Origin of the sequence: Sphingomonas radicis (genome assembly GCF_051400635.1) — a bacterium.
Lineage (GTDB): Bacteria > Pseudomonadota > Alphaproteobacteria > Sphingomonadales > Sphingomonadaceae > Sphingomonas.
In genome coordinates, this window is sequence record NZ_JBLFFG010000001.1 from 226,233 (window position 1) to 241,945 (window position 15,713).

A 15,713-nucleotide genomic window follows, 5' to 3' on the forward strand; every position below is an offset into this window, starting at 1 on the left:
CCCCAAGACCCAGAGTGAAATCGCGGCGGCCGAGCGTAAGATTCAACATGCGTTTATCTCCATATCTCCGTCAGGCGTCCGCGCATCCGGACCGATCGACTGCACCGCTTTCGCTACCCCCGTATCGAGCGGGCGGCTGCGGGAGGCGCAAGCTGATTGGAGCGTGTCGCTCGGGGTCAGGCTCACGCAACGTTTGGCAGGAAGAGAGTCGCTGCCAGGACGGCAGCAGGGCTGCTTCCGGATCAGACTGGAGAAAACGATGGTGTCCATCAGCCCGCCGCGGCCGGCATGGCCAGAGGTCCTCACCGGCCTTTCGACGTTCGCCGTGCTCATGCTTGTCTTTGCGCTTGGATTCAGCTTGCTGCCGGCCGATCAACCAGTTCTCCAGGGTGTCGTTGGATCCACCGCGGGGGGCATCGCCGGCACCGGGGCCTTTGCGGCAGCGGCCGCCATCCGAATACGCACGCTGCGCCCGTTTGGCTTTCGGCCGGTGCCGCCACGATGGCTGTTGATCGCTGCGATGCTGGGCGTAGCTTGCTACGGTATCACCTACCTCATCCAGACCATCCACGGAATGTGGTTCGGGCATGGCGACCCGCAGAGCATCCTCCATGCAGCCGCCCGTGGCGGTCTGATTCCCTTCCTGGCATCGCTCGCCGGCGGGGCGGTTCTCACGCCGTTCGGAGAGGAGGTGCTCTTCCGCGGCGTTGTCGCCAACGCATGGTACCGTTACGGTGCTTGGGCATCGGTCGGCGCCAGCTCCTTGGTGTTCGGCATCGCACACGGCATTAGCGTCATCCTGCCGATCGCGATCATGGTAGGCATCTTCAGCGCGGTCATGTTCCATCGCGCTGGGTCCATCTGGCCCTGCGTCGTCCTTCATGGCGTCTACAACGGCGCCAACAGCGTCGCATCCGCTCTCCATGTAACGCCGATGTGACGGCGCGCCGGCCATCACTGCCCGTTGGATCGGGCAGTGATGGGTGATCGCCGTCCGCAGTTCGCCTGAGCACAAAGACAGGGCGGCGGCGACCAATGACGTACTCCCGTGTTGAGACTCAACGTCCACACTCCCGGCGATCCGGGTTCCGCTCGCAACGTTGCCGGCGAGCGCGCTCCGCCATGATCTGGCCGTCCCTCGCGATCTGCGAGGTAAGCGCCATCTCCTCTAGGGTGTCGCGTTCCTTGAAGTCGCGCCTGCGTTGCTGGTCGAGCATGCACTTGCTGTAGGCAGGCGTGCCGTAGCGGTTGCCGAAGTCGGCGCAGGTGCGTGCGTCATCGCGTTGCTGTCGGCGGCTTTGCGCGCTTGCTTCAGTACTGGCGATGCCGGTTGTGACGACGGCGGCCGCACAGACCGAAAGCAGCGCTTGGCGTATGCGGGCAGAATTGCAGCGGATCATATCGATTACTCCTTTCCCCCAATCAGGGGTTCACCGGCGGGCTTACAAATCGCCTGAGCCCACGCAGCGCAAAATCACTGGCGAAGATTGCGCGAACATGGCCACGGCAGCGGCAACGCACTTCGTCCGAGCATTCAGCAGCCGCACAATTCGACCCGGGCGATGGTGCCACGGTGATCCCCGGCTAGGATGGTGGCGCGACCCCCGTGCCGTTCCACAACCTGTTGGACCAGATTGAGACCCAGCCCGCTTCCCGTCGAGCGTGGACGCAGGCGGTGGAATGGCTCGAATACCCGCTCGCGTTCTTCCGGTGGTATGCCGGGACCGTCATCCTCCACTTCGAACGCCGCACTTGAAACCCGCACGATAATGTGGCGCCCGCCATGTTCGACCGCGTTCTGGATGAGGTTCGTCAGCACCCGCTCGAGTGCGGCGGCATCACCGCGGCAACACGCGCCTTGCTGCGCCTCCACCTCGATCGTTCGCCCGGCGGCGATCAGCAGCGGCACGAGTTCGGCGACGACCCGTCGCACCAGCGCGCCGAGATCCACTTTCTCATCGTGCCGGTCAGTGTCGAGCCGCTGGATGTCGAGGAGCTGCTCTGCCAGCGTTGCCAACCGCTGCACATCGCCGGCCAGGTTGCGTACCGCTGAGCTGGAATCGACTTCGACCTTGGCTGCCAGGATGGCGATCGGCGTCCTCAATTCGTGCGCCGCAGACGCGATGAAACGGCGCTGCCGCTCATAGCCTTCGTCCAGGCGGCGCAGCGCATCGTTGACGGCGCTCACCAGCGGTACGATCTCCTTAGGAACGTGCGTCTCGTTCAGCCGCCGCCCGCGCCGATGAGCGTCGATTTGCTCAGCTTCCTGGGCGATGCGGGAAACGCCGGCCAGCGACCGGCGGACAATCCACGGCGTCACGATCAGCGAGGTCAGCACCAGGAGCAGGAAGGTGGGCGCTACCATGAGGTTGGAGCCCATCAGGACGATGAAGCTCAGCTCCGTCAGCTTGCCGTGTGCCAGGATGGTGAGCGGTCCTGCCGGGCTGGTCTCGCGCCGGACGACGGCCGCAAGGTCATAGGGCGCACGCCGGTCGCGAAGTTGCGCGTAGGACAGGTCCGCAAGCCGGCCCGCGAACGCGCGATAGGGTTCGGGCACCTGCCCGAAGGATACGCTGCGCCCGGCATCGTCCTCGACGATGAACCACAGATCGGCTGTCTCGGCGCGCAACGCCATAAGCTGCGGCGTGTGTCGGATCGTCAGGCTGCCATCGTCGTGGCGGACGACGGCGGCTGCGATGATGCGCGTGATTTGCTCGTCCGCATACGGGCCGCCGCTGTCGACGCGCACCGCCACCGATATCAGCACGGTGAACGCCACGAGCAGCATCAATAGATTGAACAGCAACGGAAAGACGATCAGCGGCCGTTTGAGCGAGCGGTATCGGCTCACGGTGCCTCGCGCAGCAGGTAGCCGATGCCCCGAATCGAATGGATTTCGACGCCCGCATCCGCCTCGGCCAACTTCCGGCGCAGGCGGGATACATGCGAGTCCAGCGCGTTGGACTGCACCTCGTCGTCGAAGCCGTAGACCGCCTGTTCCAAAGTCTCCCGTAGCACCGTCCGCCCCCGCCGCCGGATCAGCGTCTCCAGCACGCGCAGTTCGCGGCGCGGCAGGTCGAGCCGCAGGTCACCGACCGATATGTTGTCGTTGGAGACGTCATAGATCAGAGAGCCGGCGTGGATCTGCTCGTCGGCCAGCTCGACGGGACGTCGGCGCACCGCACGGATGCGCGCCAGCATCTCGTCGATCGAGAACGGCTTGATGAGGTAGTCGTCAGCGCCTTCGTCCAGTCCGGCGATCCGGTCGGCGATTTCGCCGCGCGCACTTAGCACGATGATCGAGAGGCCGGGTCGGACGGCGCGCAATTTCGGCACGATCGAAAGTCCGTCGCCATCGGGCAAGGTCCGGTCCAGAAGCACCAGGTCGAAAGCGTTCATCCGCGCTCCCTCCACCGCATCTGCCAGCCGGTCGAGATGATCCACGACGAACCGCTCCCGCTCGAGCGCGGTGCGAAGAGCCCCGGCAAGTTCCAGCTCGTCCTCAATCAGAAGTATTCTCATAATGGCTTGGTCCTCTGCATGCCGTCACCTGCGTCACCGAGGACGAAGACAGACTTGTTCTGAAAACCGGGCACGATTGTTCCTTTACCAAGTCGAGAGATGTCAAAGGGCGTTGTCCTTGCGGGGCTGGCGCGTCTCGAGCGCCCGACCGTTTACGACCATGAAGGTGCCACCGATGAGCGTAGCGGCGGCCGCCAAGGCAATCGGACCCTCCGGTCCGACGCTATCGATCAAAATGCCGCCGACAAGCGCGCCGCCGGCGATCGCGATCTGAAAAGCGCTCGCGAGCAGGGCGCCTGCCGGCTCCGCGATGTCGGGTGCGATGCGGGCATTCCAGATCGACGCTGCGACGGATACGCCACCAAAGGCGAAGCCCCACAACGCCGTCGCCGCGAAGGCGCCGCCGGTGGACCGGCCGAACATGATCAGAATGGTCGCGGCAAGGGTGATGAAGAGGGCGGATGCCGCGAACGCTGATGCAGGACTGCGAGCGGCCATCGCCCCTGCGGCCATGTTACCGGCAATGCCTGCGATGCCAAAGGCAAAGAGTGCCATCGACAAGCTCCCGAAGGGCAGGCGAAGGTGAAGCCGGCGAAATGGCCGGAAACGATGATGATCGAGGCAACGATGCCAACCAGAACCCCGCGGCGTGACAGCGCCGTGCGGAAGGCCGCTACGTCGGTGCCGGCGCTCGCGGGAAGGCGGGGTAGCGCCAGCAGTTGAACTGGCAGGGCAACTGCGCCGATGCATGCGACGGACAGGAAGGTCGCGCGCCAACCCAGTATCTCTCCGATCGCGACGGCGAGGGGAGCGGCGAGGACGATCGACAGCGAGACGCCCATCGCTACCATCGAGATCGCGCGCGGAACCTCGGCCGGGGGCACGATGCGTAGCGCGACTGCCGTCGTCAGACCATAGAGCCCGCCCAGGGCCACGCCGAGCATTGCACGCGCGAGCAACAGGACCGTGACGCTGGTCGCGATTGCCGCGAGGATGCAGGAGCCGATCATCAGCAGCATCAATCCGATAATGATGGTGTGGCGGTCGAGCGTGCCCATACCGGTCACAACGATCGGACCCGAAATGGCCGCGACGAGCCCCGTCGTCGTGACCGCCTGTCCGACTGCCCCGGTGGACGCGCCCAAATCGTTCGCCATGGGCGTCAGGATGCTCACAGGCAGCAGTTCCGCCGTCACCAGTCCGAAGACGCCGAAGGCGAGCGAGAAGATCGCCAGCCAAGCTGCGTTCGGCTGCTGCTGACGGAGCGCCGGGTGAGCTCCCGTGTCACACGCGAGGGGAGGTTCGCCGGTCAACGTGCGTACTCCCCACCGAGGACTGTTTGCGCACGCCAAATGGAGGACAGTGTAGTGGCCTGGACCGATCGCAGCGGGGTCGTTCGTACGCGATGGCGCGAACAGGCTGGCGAGCGGTTGCTTTGATCAAGGCAGCGGATCGCAATGTCGATAACGTCCGCCGCATCCGCCGGTGTCATCCCGTCGTTCACGAGCGCCGACAGACCGAGCCTGAGAGTGTCCTCCCACAAGGCGAGTCCTGCGACATCTGCAAGCCCGGGCAATTCTTGCGCGGGCATCGCATCCCGCAACCGGGCCTCCAGCCGCGTCCGAGCGGGAAGACCATCTGCGGACGCCGGCCCGCTGTGGTCATCGGTTAGATCGAGGAGGAAGGTCCTGACATAATCCCGGACCTGCACCGGCGTCGCTGCCCGGCAACCGCGGGATGTCATTGGTCGGCTCCGGTCATGGCTGTTTGCCCGGGGCGCAGCGCGATATGCTTGTACTCGACAAAATCCTCGATCGCCGCGACGCCGTTCAGCCTGCCGAGGCCCGAAAGCTTGAACCCGCCTTCTTCCGTGCTGTCATAGACCTTGGCCCAGTCGTTGACGAAAACGCTGCCCACCTCCAGCGCCTGCGCGACGCGCAGCGCACGGTCGAGGTCGCGAGTCCAGACGCTGGCGGACAACCCGAATTCGCTGTCGTTGGCGAGTGCGACCGCCTGTGCTTCGTCGCTGAAGCGCTGGATGGTGATGACCGGTCCGAACGTTTCCTCCTGCACGATCACGAGCCGGTTGTCGTCGACCTCGAGCATCGCGGGTCGGAAGAACGCCCCCGCGGCGAGTGGGCCGTCCATTACGGGGCCGCCGCGCACGATCGCCGTTGCGCCGGCCGCGATCGCGTCTGTCACGACCTTGTCGACCCGTGCGACATTGGCCTTGTCGATCAGCGGTCCCATGTCGCTCGCAGGATCGGCTGCCGGACCGACCCTGACGTTGCGCAGCCGATCGGCAAGGCGGTCGCGCACGACCTCGTAGAGGTTGTCCTGCACCAGGAGGCGCGATCCGGTCATGCAGAACTGACCGGCGAACACCGTCAGCGCCTTTTCGAGGACTGGGATCATGGATGCGACATCGGCGTCGTCGAACACGATCATCGGCGCCTTGCCGCCGAGTTCGAGGCCGAAGCGCTTCATTCGCCGCGCCCCGACCGCGCCGATCGCCGCGCCAGTCCTCGTGCTGCCGGTGAAGCTGATCGTTGGCACGCCCTCGCTCTCGACGAGGTGCGCTGCGCCCTCCGAGCCGCTCTCGGCGAAGATGTTGACGACGCCTGCGGGCAGGTCGGGCGCTTCGGCAAGCATCTTGGACAGCATAGAGGCGACCTGCGCCGCCTGACCCGGCATCTTGACGACCACCGTGCAACCGGCGGCCAGCGCCGGTGCGAACGACCGGACTGCGAGGATGACCGGGGAGTTCCAAGGTACGATGACTCCCGCCACCCCTATCGGTTGGCGGAGCACAATTGAGATGCTTCCCGGCCGTGGCTGCAGGGCGCGCCCGGCCTCGGTACGAGCCATTGCCGCCCAGTAGCGCAGCTTGCTTGGCGAACCGTCGGCTTCGAGCGCTGCCTCGCTCCCGATCTTGCCGTTCTCAAGCGAGAGGATGGCGATCAGCCGCTCGCGATGGCGTTCCATCGCGTCCGCCATCTGGTCGAGCACTCGGGCGCGCAGCTCGGCATCATGCGCCCATGGCGTCCGGCGGAACGCCGTCGCGGCGGCGTTGACCGCATCGCGGGCGGCGATAGCCCCGTCGTCGGCATAGCTGCCGATCGTCTCGTAGGTCGCCGGGTTGATCGACGGAGAGAGCGCCATCGGCGCGGCGAAGGCGCCGTTGATCCAGTTCCGGGCCGGAGAGTTCGTCATCGCATCGTCCTTTGCGAAGGGGAGCCGGCGTGCCGATCCGTGGTACGCGCGCCATGGCGCGTGTCCGGAAGGAGACGGCCTGCGGTAGTTTCGGCTGCCGCGAGGCTGCGGGGGATCAGGTCAGGAAGGGCGGCGCGTTCTCGCCGCGCAGGCGATAGTTCGGCCGCGGGCGCTCGAGCCTGATCGACTCCAGCACCGTGTAGGCGTGATATTTCGTCTGGGTGGTCACCCCGGCCAGCCGTTCCGACCACAGCTGCCCGTTGCTGCTGCGCTTCTCGAGCACATACTTCGTGGCGTAGTTCGCCATCGAGTTGATCCAGTTCTCTGTTCCGACGAATACTTTGTCCCAGCCCGCACCGTCGAGGATGCCGATCAGCGCGTCGGAGCGGGAGAAGCGGTCGACCGCGGCCTGTGCGCCGTCGAGGACATCGGCGAAGTATTCGATCGAGGCCTTCACCGTCTCTGGTGTGCCGTAAGACATGTGGTGACCGGCGACCAGGAAGTCGAAGTCGAACTCCGTCAACTGCTGTTGCGCCTGATACCAGCCCATGATGTTCTGCGACGCATCGCAATGCATGAAGGTGGCGCTGCCGGGGCTGATAATGTCGATGACGGTCAGCACTCGTTGGGCCGGCGCATAGATGAAGATGTTGCCGGGGCAATGGTTCTCGCCCTTGTACGACAACTCCAGAGTCACGCCGCCGACGTTCAGCGTGTAATCCTTGTCGAACGTCAAAGTCGGAATCGGGCGGTTCGGGTCGGGAAAGCGTTCGAGCAATTCCTTGGTGATCGCGTGCGCGACGATCTCCACGCCGGAGCCGAACACCGATGCGGCGCCGATATGGTCGGTGTGCCAATGGCTGTAGATGACGTGCGTGACAGGCTTGTCGGTGACCTCCTCGATCGCCGCCAGCATGTTTTCGCCGATCGTCGGGGGTGCGTCGATTGCGATTACGCCGTCGTTCGTCACGACGAAGGCCGCGTCGTACCCGCCGCTGGTCACCCAGTAGAAGCCGTCGCGAAGCTCCTCGACATGGTAGCCGAGGGTCCGAAATTTCTCGCTGCTGAAATAGGGTGGATAGTAGTGCGGCGGATCGGCCGGATGCTCGCCGGCTTCGGGGAAGCCGTAATTGTCGATCGCGAAGAATGCCGGCGTATCGCTGGCGGTGATGTGCTTTTGATGATTGTTGCACATGGGTCTGTTTCCTTTCTGCTGAGTGGTTCAGGCGTGCGCGGCATCGAACCGCAGAACCGCCTTGATGACGCGGCCGGCGGCTACGTCGTCGAATGCCCGGTTGATGTCCGCGAAGTCGTAGAAGGTGATGAGCCGGTCGAACGGGAAGCGACCGGTGCGGTAGAGGCCGATCAGCTCGGGGATCATCAGCGCGGAAATTGCGTCGCCCTGGATGATGCCCTGCAGCGTCTGCCCGATGGTCAGGCGCGATGCGTCGACGAACGCGCCCGAATGTGCGTTGAAGGCGACGAAGCCGAAATGCCCCATCGGCGCCAGCGCGCCGATACCGGCATCGAGGTTGGCGGCCCGCCCGCTGGTATCGAGGAGGAATTCGACCCCGCGTGGCGAGATCGCGCGGATCGCGGCCGTCACATCCGGCTCGTCGGAGACGTTCACGATGTGTGTCGCGCCGAGTTCTCTTGCGAGCTCGAGTCGTTCGGCATTCACGTCGATAGCGATGACGGTCGCAGCATCCGCGACCTTCGCCGCCATGATGGCGGCAAGGCCGACCGCGCCGACGCCGAAGACCGCGACGCTCGCGCCCACCGGCACCTTCATCGCCTTGAGGATCGCGCCCGCGCCCGTCTGGAAGCCGCAGCCTAGCGGCCCCAAAATCTCCAGCGGAACATCATCCGGCACTTTGACGGTGTTGCGCTGGTGAGCCAGCGCATAGGTCGCGAAGGACGACTGTCCGAAGAAATGCGCGTGGAGGTCGTCGGCGCCGTGTCGCTCGACGCCGATGGTGCCGTCCAGCCGTGCCCCCGCGAAATTCGCCTCCCAGACCTTCTCGCAATAGGCGGCGTGAGAGGACAGGCATGGCTTGCACTGCCCGCAGGAATGATAGGACAGCACGACATGGTCGCCCGGCTTTAGATGGGTGACCGACGCGCCGGTCCGCATGACGACGCCGGCGCCTTCGTGACCGAGAATGGCGGGCAACGGCGACGGCATCAATTGTTGGCGGACATGCGAGTCGGTTGCGCAGATGCCGGTCGCGACCATGCGAATTAGAACTTCGTCGGCTCGCGGCGCTTCGAGAGCGATGTCCTGCATGATGAACGGTCCATCCTTTTGCTCGACCACGGCCGCGCGGGCATGGGTGATCGTGGCTTGTTGCTGTGCGGCACTGGAGAGTGCTGGCTGGTTCATCGGGTCCTCCATGAGGTTCGTAAGCGGTCTTCCGCTGCGTCGCCGTCTGGTTTACCCCTCGTGCCCTGTTGCAATAGCCGCCAAGGCAGGAACCTGGAGTTGCGCATGCCGGAACCCGCGCCGGTCGATCTGCTCGATGTCATTGCGTTCGTCCGCGTGGTGGAGACGGGGAGCATCGCCAATGCCGCGACGCGCCTGGGCATCGCCAAGTCGATCGTCAGCCGCCGCGTGAGCCGCCTGGAGGGGGTGCTCGGTGCCCAGTTGCTGACGCGCACCCCGCGCGGCACGACGCTGACCGATATCGGCCGCGAGTATCACGAGCGGGCCGCCGCCGGCCTGTTGGAACTGGAGTCGGCGCGCGAGGTCGTCACCAAGTCAACCAGCGAGATCTTCGGGCAGCTTCGCATCCAGGTGCCCGCCGCCTTCGGCGAGTTCCTGCTGGCACCGATCCTTGCCGAGTTCGCGGCGCGCTATCCGCGCATCGAGTTCGACGTCCGGTTCACCGATCGTCAGGTGGACATGATCGCGGAGGCCTATGATCTGGCGATCTGGCCGGGTGCCGTGCCGGACTCGATCCTCATCACGCGCAAACTGGCCAAGGTGCGATGGGCGATGGTGGCGAGCCCGGCCTATCTCGATGCGCGGGGGCGTCCCGCCCGGCCGGCGGACCTGGCTGACCACGATACCATCCTGTATGCGCTCGATCCCGGCCGCTGGCGACTACAGGGACCAGACGGCTGGGAGCACGTGCGGATAAACTCGCGCTTCTGCACCGACAACGGGCGGATGCTGCTGGCCGCGGCGCGCGCGGGTCTCGGCATCGTGCTCGTCCCCATGTTCATGGTTGAAGAGCCGCTGGCACGCGGCGAGTTCGAGGCGGTGCTGCCGGACTTCCCGCACGAGGGCGGCGACCTGCAGATTTTCATGCCGCCGGCACGCGCCGGTATCGCACGGGTGCGGGCACTCGTCGCCTTTCTTTACGAAAAGTTCGACCGCGAAGTCTGAGGTGCGCATCAGACCCGTCCGAATGCTGCCAAAATCAACATGACGCCCCAGATCGCCACCGCCGCCATGATCGCTCCGATCGCGGGAACGACGCGCGGCTGTGTCCATCCCGAACCGGCGGTAGGCGGTTCTTCCTTACTTGTCGCACCGGCGCTCACTTCGGTCCGTAACTCGGCAAGGCGCCGCCGTACGCGCAACAAGAGGAGTCCCGCCAGGTACAGGGTCGTGGCAAGACCAAGCACCGCTGCGAGCTGCATCGTGTCGGATCGAGCCGCCTGCTCGGCCGCGCCCGCCGCGAGCCTCCAATCCATGTAACTGCCGAGCAGCGCCTGGCCGGCAAGCGCGCCCAGCGCATTGACGACCCCGAACAGGACGATGAAGCTGATGAGTGCGCCGCTGCCATGCCGCAAGGCGCTGGTGATACCGAGCAGCAGCGCCGGCCCGAGGAAGAAGGTCCCAGCGAACGCGATCGCGCTTTGAGATACGTAAAGACTTGCCGTCGGGAGCGGTCCCGTACCGATGCCGTCGACCAGCGCTGCGACGGTGACGATGCCGATGGCCAGCATCATAGGTCGTGCGATCTTCTCGACGTTTACGCACATCGTGCTGGCGAGAACGCCCGTGACCGCACTTGCGAGCATCACCGCCGCCAGCGATTCTAATTCGTGCGGACGTGCGCCCAGCGCCATCTCCTGTTTGGCCAGCACCAGCCGGATCAGAAACACCGCCGCAGCGAAGCGCCAGACGTCTCCGTGTGCCAGCCAGCGCAGGTCGATCAGCGGTGTCGCGCGGCGCAGCTCGATGACGCCGGCCGCCAGCAGCGCTGGCGGAGCGGCAAGCAGCGTCACGACGATCCATTGGGTGTTGAGCCACCCTTCAAAACGCCCCAAGCCCAACACGGCGGCGATCGCGGCCAGAGCGCCACCTAGTAGGACGAATGTCAAGAGATCCAGCGGCTCGAACACGCGCGCTCGCTCGGCGGGTGGAAGGCGCAGCGCGCCAACTGCTGCGAGAGACAGCAGCGCAAGGCCGGCTTCGAGCAGGAACAGCGAACGCCACCCGTCGACGCCAAGCAGCGAGGGAGACAGGAGCCGCGCCAACGGCACGCCGCATTGCGTTATGCCGATTCCCAGCACCAGCCCCCGAAGGCGCCACTTTGTCGGAAACGCCTGCATCGTGTGGAACAGACACAGCGGGATCAACGTCACGGAAACGAAGCCGGCGATCGCACGCAACAGCAGCATCGCCGCGATGTCGGTCACCCAAGTCTGCGCGAGCGCCGCGGCGGCGTAGAGGCCGAGGGCCACCAGCGCGAAGCGTCGCAGGCCGTATTGCTGCCGAACCTTGATCAGCAGAAGGTTCGCCGGGACAGCAGCCGCGACATAGCTGGTCGACAGCCATGCCGCCTGGGTCGGGCTCAAGCCCAGCACCTGTCGCACCTGCACCAGGTCGGCGCTCACCAGCGCTCCGCCGAGACCTGCCGTCGTTCCGACCAGTATGCCCACCGACATGTGAGCCAATCGGGTCCCCGCCTTGTGCGATGGGGACGCGGGTGAACCGACGGCGGCTGGCCGCTCGTGCGCCGGAAAGTCGTGGGCTTCGTCATCGAAGAACGCACGCAGCGACGTCATGGCTTTGCTCCTGCTGCGCCAGCCAAGTGTTCCGGCATCGCTCCTCAGTAGAGGATCGATGGCGAAACTTCTTCCCTGTTTGGGTTGCGCGTCCAGCAACGCTGAGTTCTTCGATCCCCGTCTTGATTGTGGCGAGGGCATTTCGAGATGATGGGGCACAAATCGACACGATGACTGTGTCGACGATAGTCGGGCCTCACCCCGAAGGGATGGAACATGCTTCACAGATCGATCGATCGCGTCACCGTCATACCGCCGCTCGGACCCGGCTTCGATGGCGAGCGTCACAAGGCGGCGCTGGTGGTGGCTCCGGGAGAGTTCCACGCCACCGACCCGTTCTTCCTGATGGCGGACGACCACATCACGCTGGAAGGGCGCTTCGGTGAGGCGCATCCCCATGCCGGGCTGGAAACCGTAACCTTCATGCTGAACGGCACGATGGAGGATACCGGCGGCCGACTGGCGGAAGGCGACGTCGAATGGATGACGGCGGGCAGCGGCATCGTCCACTCGGAGGATGCGATGGTGTCGACCGGTATGCGATTGTTCCAGCTGTGGCTGGTCCTGCCTGAGGAACAGCGAAACATGCCACCGCGGGTGCAGATCCTGCAGCGCGCGGCGATGCCGGTCCATGTCGAACCGGGGGTCGAGGCGACGGTCTACAGCGGCCGGTTGGGTGACGCGGCGGCGCCGACGAAGAATGCGGTGCCCGTCACGCTGGCGGACATCCGGCTGGAACCGGGTGCTACCTTCGCGCCGGAACTGCCCGCCGCCTACAACGCCTTCATGGTGGTGATCGATGGTGAGGCGGAGGCCGGTGCCGGTGACGAACCGCTGTCGGAGAACATGGTCGGCTGGACCGGTCCCGCCGGCGGCGGTTCCAGCACGCTTGCACTACGAGCCGGCGCGAAAGGCGCCCGGATATTGCTGTACGCCGGACAGCCCCAAGACATTGAGGTCGTGGCGCAGGGGCCGTTCATCGCCGGCTCCCGCGACGAGCTGGCGGGATATTACGCCGCTTATCGCCACGGCAGGTTCCCGCATGCCGGCACGATGCGGCCGGTCGCCCTCGCATGACCCGGTCAAATCCGAAGGAGCCGAGCATGGCCAGGAAAATCGAGATACGGACGACCGGCACGCCTGCCGTCCTGAGAGTGGTGGGGACGGAGGTCGGATTGCCCGGCGCCGGGCAGGTACGGCTGGTGCAAACAGCGATCGGCATCAACTATGTCGATGTCATGGTCCGCAAGGGCCTATACCCGATGCGGCTTCCCGCCACGCCGGGCTTCGAGGCGGCGGGTGTGGTCGACGCCGTCGGTCCAGGGGTGATCGGCTTTGCACCGGGAGGCCGCGTCGCCTATTTCTTCGTCGAGGGAGCATATGCCACCGCCTCGCTCGTCCCCGCCGAGGCGCTCGTTCGCCTGCCGGACGACATTTCCAACGAGGTGGCGGCGACCTTCCTTGCGAAGGGACTGACGGCCTGGATGGGATTGTACGCCCTGCACCCGTTGAAGGCGGGTGAGGTCGCCCTCGTGCTCGGGGCATCGGGTAGCGTCGGGTCGATCCTGTCGCGCTGGGCGCGGTCGCTTGGGGCAACGGTGATCGGTGTGGCAGGATCGGCCGGCAAACTGACGACGGTCGCGGCCGGTGCCGACCATGCATTCGTAGCCGACGATCCGGCGCTTTCTGACAGGGTTCGCGCGATCGCACCGGCCGGCGTGGACGTGGTCTACGACTTCGTCGGACGCGCGACCTTTCCGTTGGCGGTCGCTTCCGTGCGGGATGGCGGCATGATTGCCACGATTGGCGCCGCGTCGGGACAGGCGCTCTCCACCGGTGATCGGCTGGAGACCCGCGCCGTCCAACTCCGGGGCGGCGGCACGCCGCAATATGTTCGGGGCGAAACCGTTGCGGTTGCCACGGCCCAGCTTTGGGACGCGATCCGGGCCGGCCTGTTCGGCGACCTTCCCGTCGCCCGCTATGCGTTCAACCGGATCGCCGCGGCGCATGAGGACATGGAGGCACGGCGGCTCACCGGCCTTCCCGTCCTGACCGTGTGACAATCCATGCCGGGATCCGCGCTTCGTGCGCACCCGCCCAGGCACCGGCCGACGGAAGTCGCTCGACGCACCGAACTCGGCCGCGATCCGCTCCCTTGGTGACGGCGTGACGCAGATGAAAGGCCTGCCGCTATTTCGGCGGACACCCGCACGCTGCGTGGCGCTGGCGACGAGGAGCGAGAGGTTGACCCCTCGCCATTTCACGGGCCTTCCCGGTACCCATGGTCGGACCTGTCCCCAAGCCTCTCGTAACCACCATCGGCGACACTCGCGCGCATGCATTTTCATCTCATTATCTTATTAATGTGCTATAAGCGCATGCGTCGCGACCTGACGGAAAGTAGGGCAGCGGCACTCGTTTGAGTCGGGAAGCTGGATGACGAAGCGTCGAGAGGCCCTTGCCAAGTGGGTGCGAGCAGAGATCCTTCCTCATGAACATGATCTGCGCATGTGGCTGCAGAGACGCTTCGTGGCTGCCGCGGAGGTGGAGGATATCGTGCAGGAATGCTATTGCCGGCTCGCGCGACTAAGCGATGTCGCGCACATAGTCGAGCCTCGTGGCTACCTCTTCACCATCGCGCGAAACATCGCAGTGGAGCATCGCAAGCGGGCCGCGATCGTGCGGCTGGAGCCCTTGTCAGACATGAGCGATGAGGACGGTATCGACTTCCTTTCTCCCGAGCGCATCGCCGAGGCCAGACAAGATCTCGGCAGGCTTCAAGCGGCGCTCGACGAGCTTTCCGATCGCGCCCGCCGGATATTCATCATGCGCAAGGTGGAAGGCCTCAGCCAGAAAGAGGTCGCGAGGGCGCTCGGAGTGACGGAAGCCGTCGTGGAAAACGATGCCAGCCGGAGCCTGCGAGCGGTGCTGCGCCGCATGACGGAACCGGAAGCGGCGGAAGTCACGCCGCATCGCGTGGGAGGCTCGCGTGCGGGATCGCATTGAGCAGGAGGCCGCCGAATGGGCGGTGCGGCATCCCCTGAATGCCCGCGAGGAGGCACGACTCGAGGAATGGCTCTCTCTGGACGAACGTCACGAGGGCGCGTTGCTGAGGGCTCTGGCCGGGCTCGACGCTATCGAAATTGGCTTGTCTCCCACTGCGGTAATGGCAGCCGATCGCGAGGCCGCACCCCTGCCGACCCGGAGGTGGTTGCTTGGTGGCGGCCTGGGCCTGGCGGCGGCCGCTGCCAGTGCCATCCTCGCATGGCCGCGTCCCAGGCGCGAGCACATCACCACGGCGCGGGGAGAAATCCGCCGGATCCCGCTTGCCGACGGCTCCGTCGCGACGATCAACTCCGACAGCGACCTCGCAGTTCTGCTGGCCAGCGATAGTCGTCGAATCGATTTGGAGCGTGGCCAGGCCTGGTTCGAGGTCGCCAAGGATCGGACGCGTCCTTTCCTCGTCGACGCGGGCATTGCGCAGGCGCGCGCGGTGGGCACGGCGTTTTCGGTCGTGCGGGGCAGCGATGGTGTGCAAGTTGCCGTCACGAAAGGCGTCGTGGCGGTGTGGCCCTCCGATGCCTCGGGAATGATGACGATCCTGGAGGCCGGGCAGTTCGCGACCTTCCGGACCGCGGGCGCAGCGCCGACGGTCGGCACGGCTCCAGGTGAGATCGAGCGCGCACTGGCTTGGCGTAACGGCGAGGTTGCGCTCGAGAATGACAGCCTCGCCGAGGCGGTCGCTTCGTTCAACCGCTACAACCGGAAGCAGATCGTACTCGCCGACCCGAGCCTCAGCCGGGAGAAGCTGGTCGGCCTGTTCAAGCTCGACAAGCCGGAGAACTTCGCATCGATGGTCGGCGAATCGCTGGACATCGAGGTGTCCGTCACGCCCGATGAAATACGGCTGGGACCCAGAAACCCGACAAGGGGTGACGGAAAACCGTGAGGCTCCACTC

The 15,713-nt window shown here is 65.5% G+C and carries 15 protein-coding genes; 6 read left to right on the forward strand and 9 right to left on the reverse strand.

Annotated elements, in window-relative coordinates; translation table 11 throughout:
* Nucleotides 1-259 precede the first annotated feature (259 nt).
* Nucleotides 260-940, forward strand: coding sequence for a CPBP family intramembrane glutamic endopeptidase (locus ACMGDH_RS01070; RefSeq protein ID WP_436826070.1), 681 nt, complete (start codon nt 260-262; stop codon nt 938-940).
* Nucleotides 941-1,058: 118 nt separating this feature from the next.
* Here ACMGDH_RS01070 and ACMGDH_RS01075 read toward each other — a convergent pair whose 3' ends face one another.
* From ACMGDH_RS01075 to ACMGDH_RS01110, 8 genes are all read right to left on the reverse strand, one after another.
* Nucleotides 1,059-1,400, reverse strand: coding sequence for a hypothetical protein (locus tag ACMGDH_RS01075; RefSeq protein ID WP_436826071.1), 342 nt, complete (start codon nt 1,398-1,400; stop codon nt 1,059-1,061).
* A 134-nt stretch (nt 1,401-1,534) separates the two neighbouring features.
* Nucleotides 1,535-2,851 (reverse strand): sensor histidine kinase, encoded by a 1,317-nt coding sequence (locus ACMGDH_RS01080; RefSeq protein ID WP_436826072.1) that lies wholly within the window; start codon nt 2,849-2,851, stop codon nt 1,535-1,537.
* Nucleotides 2,848-3,522, reverse strand: a complete 675-nt coding sequence (locus ACMGDH_RS01085) for a response regulator transcription factor (protein WP_436826073.1) — start codon at nt 3,520-3,522, stop codon at nt 2,848-2,850. Before ACMGDH_RS01085 ends, ACMGDH_RS01080 begins: the two co-directional genes overlap by 4 nt.
* Before the next feature lie 102 nt (nt 3,523-3,624).
* On the reverse strand, nt 3,625-3,945 hold the full coding sequence (locus ACMGDH_RS01090; RefSeq protein WP_436826074.1) for an MFS transporter: 321 nt from the start codon (nt 3,943-3,945) through the stop codon (nt 3,625-3,627).
* Between the two features lie 2 nt (nt 3,946-3,947).
* Nucleotides 3,948-4,835, reverse strand: a complete 888-nt coding sequence (locus ACMGDH_RS01095) for an MFS transporter (RefSeq protein ID WP_436826075.1) — start codon at nt 4,833-4,835, stop codon at nt 3,948-3,950.
* Nucleotides 4,836-5,262: 427 nt separating this feature from the next.
* Nucleotides 5,263-6,735 carry an aldehyde dehydrogenase family protein gene (locus ACMGDH_RS01100; RefSeq protein WP_436826076.1) on the reverse strand — a complete coding sequence of 491 codons (1,473 nt, stop codon included), beginning with the start codon at nt 6,733-6,735 and terminating at the stop codon, nt 5,263-5,265.
* 115 nt (nt 6,736-6,850) lie between these two features.
* Complete coding sequence (locus ACMGDH_RS01105; RefSeq protein ID WP_436810216.1) at nt 6,851-7,930, reverse strand: MBL fold metallo-hydrolase; 1,080 nt, start codon at nt 7,928-7,930, stop codon at nt 6,851-6,853.
* 27 nt (nt 7,931-7,957) lie between these two features.
* The gene (locus ACMGDH_RS01110) at nt 7,958-9,130 is read right to left on the reverse strand and encodes an NAD(P)-dependent alcohol dehydrogenase (protein WP_436826077.1); all 1,173 of its coding nucleotides are present in this window, start codon (nt 9,128-9,130) and stop codon (nt 7,958-7,960) included.
* 93 nt (nt 9,131-9,223) lie between these two features.
* Here ACMGDH_RS01110 and ACMGDH_RS01115 point away from each other — a divergent pair, with 93 nt between their 5' ends.
* Nucleotides 9,224-10,123 (forward strand): LysR family transcriptional regulator, encoded by a 900-nt coding sequence (locus tag ACMGDH_RS01115; RefSeq protein WP_436826078.1) that lies wholly within the window; start codon nt 9,224-9,226, stop codon nt 10,121-10,123.
* A gap of 8 nt (nt 10,124-10,131) precedes the next feature.
* Here the strand turns inward: ACMGDH_RS01115 and ACMGDH_RS01120 are convergent, their stop codons facing one another.
* A complete protein-coding gene (locus tag ACMGDH_RS01120; RefSeq protein ID WP_436826079.1) occupies nt 10,132-11,754 on the reverse strand; it encodes an MFS transporter in 1,623 nt (540 codons plus the stop codon).
* Nucleotides 11,755-11,970: 216 nt separating this feature from the next.
* Between ACMGDH_RS01120 and ACMGDH_RS01125 the strand changes: the two genes are divergently transcribed.
* The 4 genes from ACMGDH_RS01125 (at nt 11,971) to ACMGDH_RS01140 (ending at nt 15,703) form a co-directional block, all read left to right on the forward strand.
* The gene (locus ACMGDH_RS01125) at nt 11,971-12,831 is read left to right on the forward strand and encodes a pirin family protein (protein WP_436826080.1); all 861 of its coding nucleotides are present in this window, start codon (nt 11,971-11,973) and stop codon (nt 12,829-12,831) included.
* Nucleotides 12,832-12,857: 26 nt separating this feature from the next.
* Complete coding sequence (locus tag ACMGDH_RS01130; protein WP_436826081.1) at nt 12,858-13,814, forward strand: zinc-binding dehydrogenase; 957 nt, start codon at nt 12,858-12,860, stop codon at nt 13,812-13,814.
* Between the two features lie 376 nt (nt 13,815-14,190).
* On the forward strand, nt 14,191-14,760 hold the full coding sequence (locus ACMGDH_RS01135; protein ID WP_436826082.1) for an RNA polymerase sigma factor: 570 nt from the start codon (nt 14,191-14,193) through the stop codon (nt 14,758-14,760).
* Nucleotides 14,744-15,703, forward strand: coding sequence for a FecR family protein (locus tag ACMGDH_RS01140; protein ID WP_436826083.1), 960 nt, complete (start codon nt 14,744-14,746; stop codon nt 15,701-15,703). Before ACMGDH_RS01135 ends, ACMGDH_RS01140 begins: the two co-directional genes overlap by 17 nt.
* Nucleotides 15,704-15,713 lie beyond the last annotated feature (10 nt).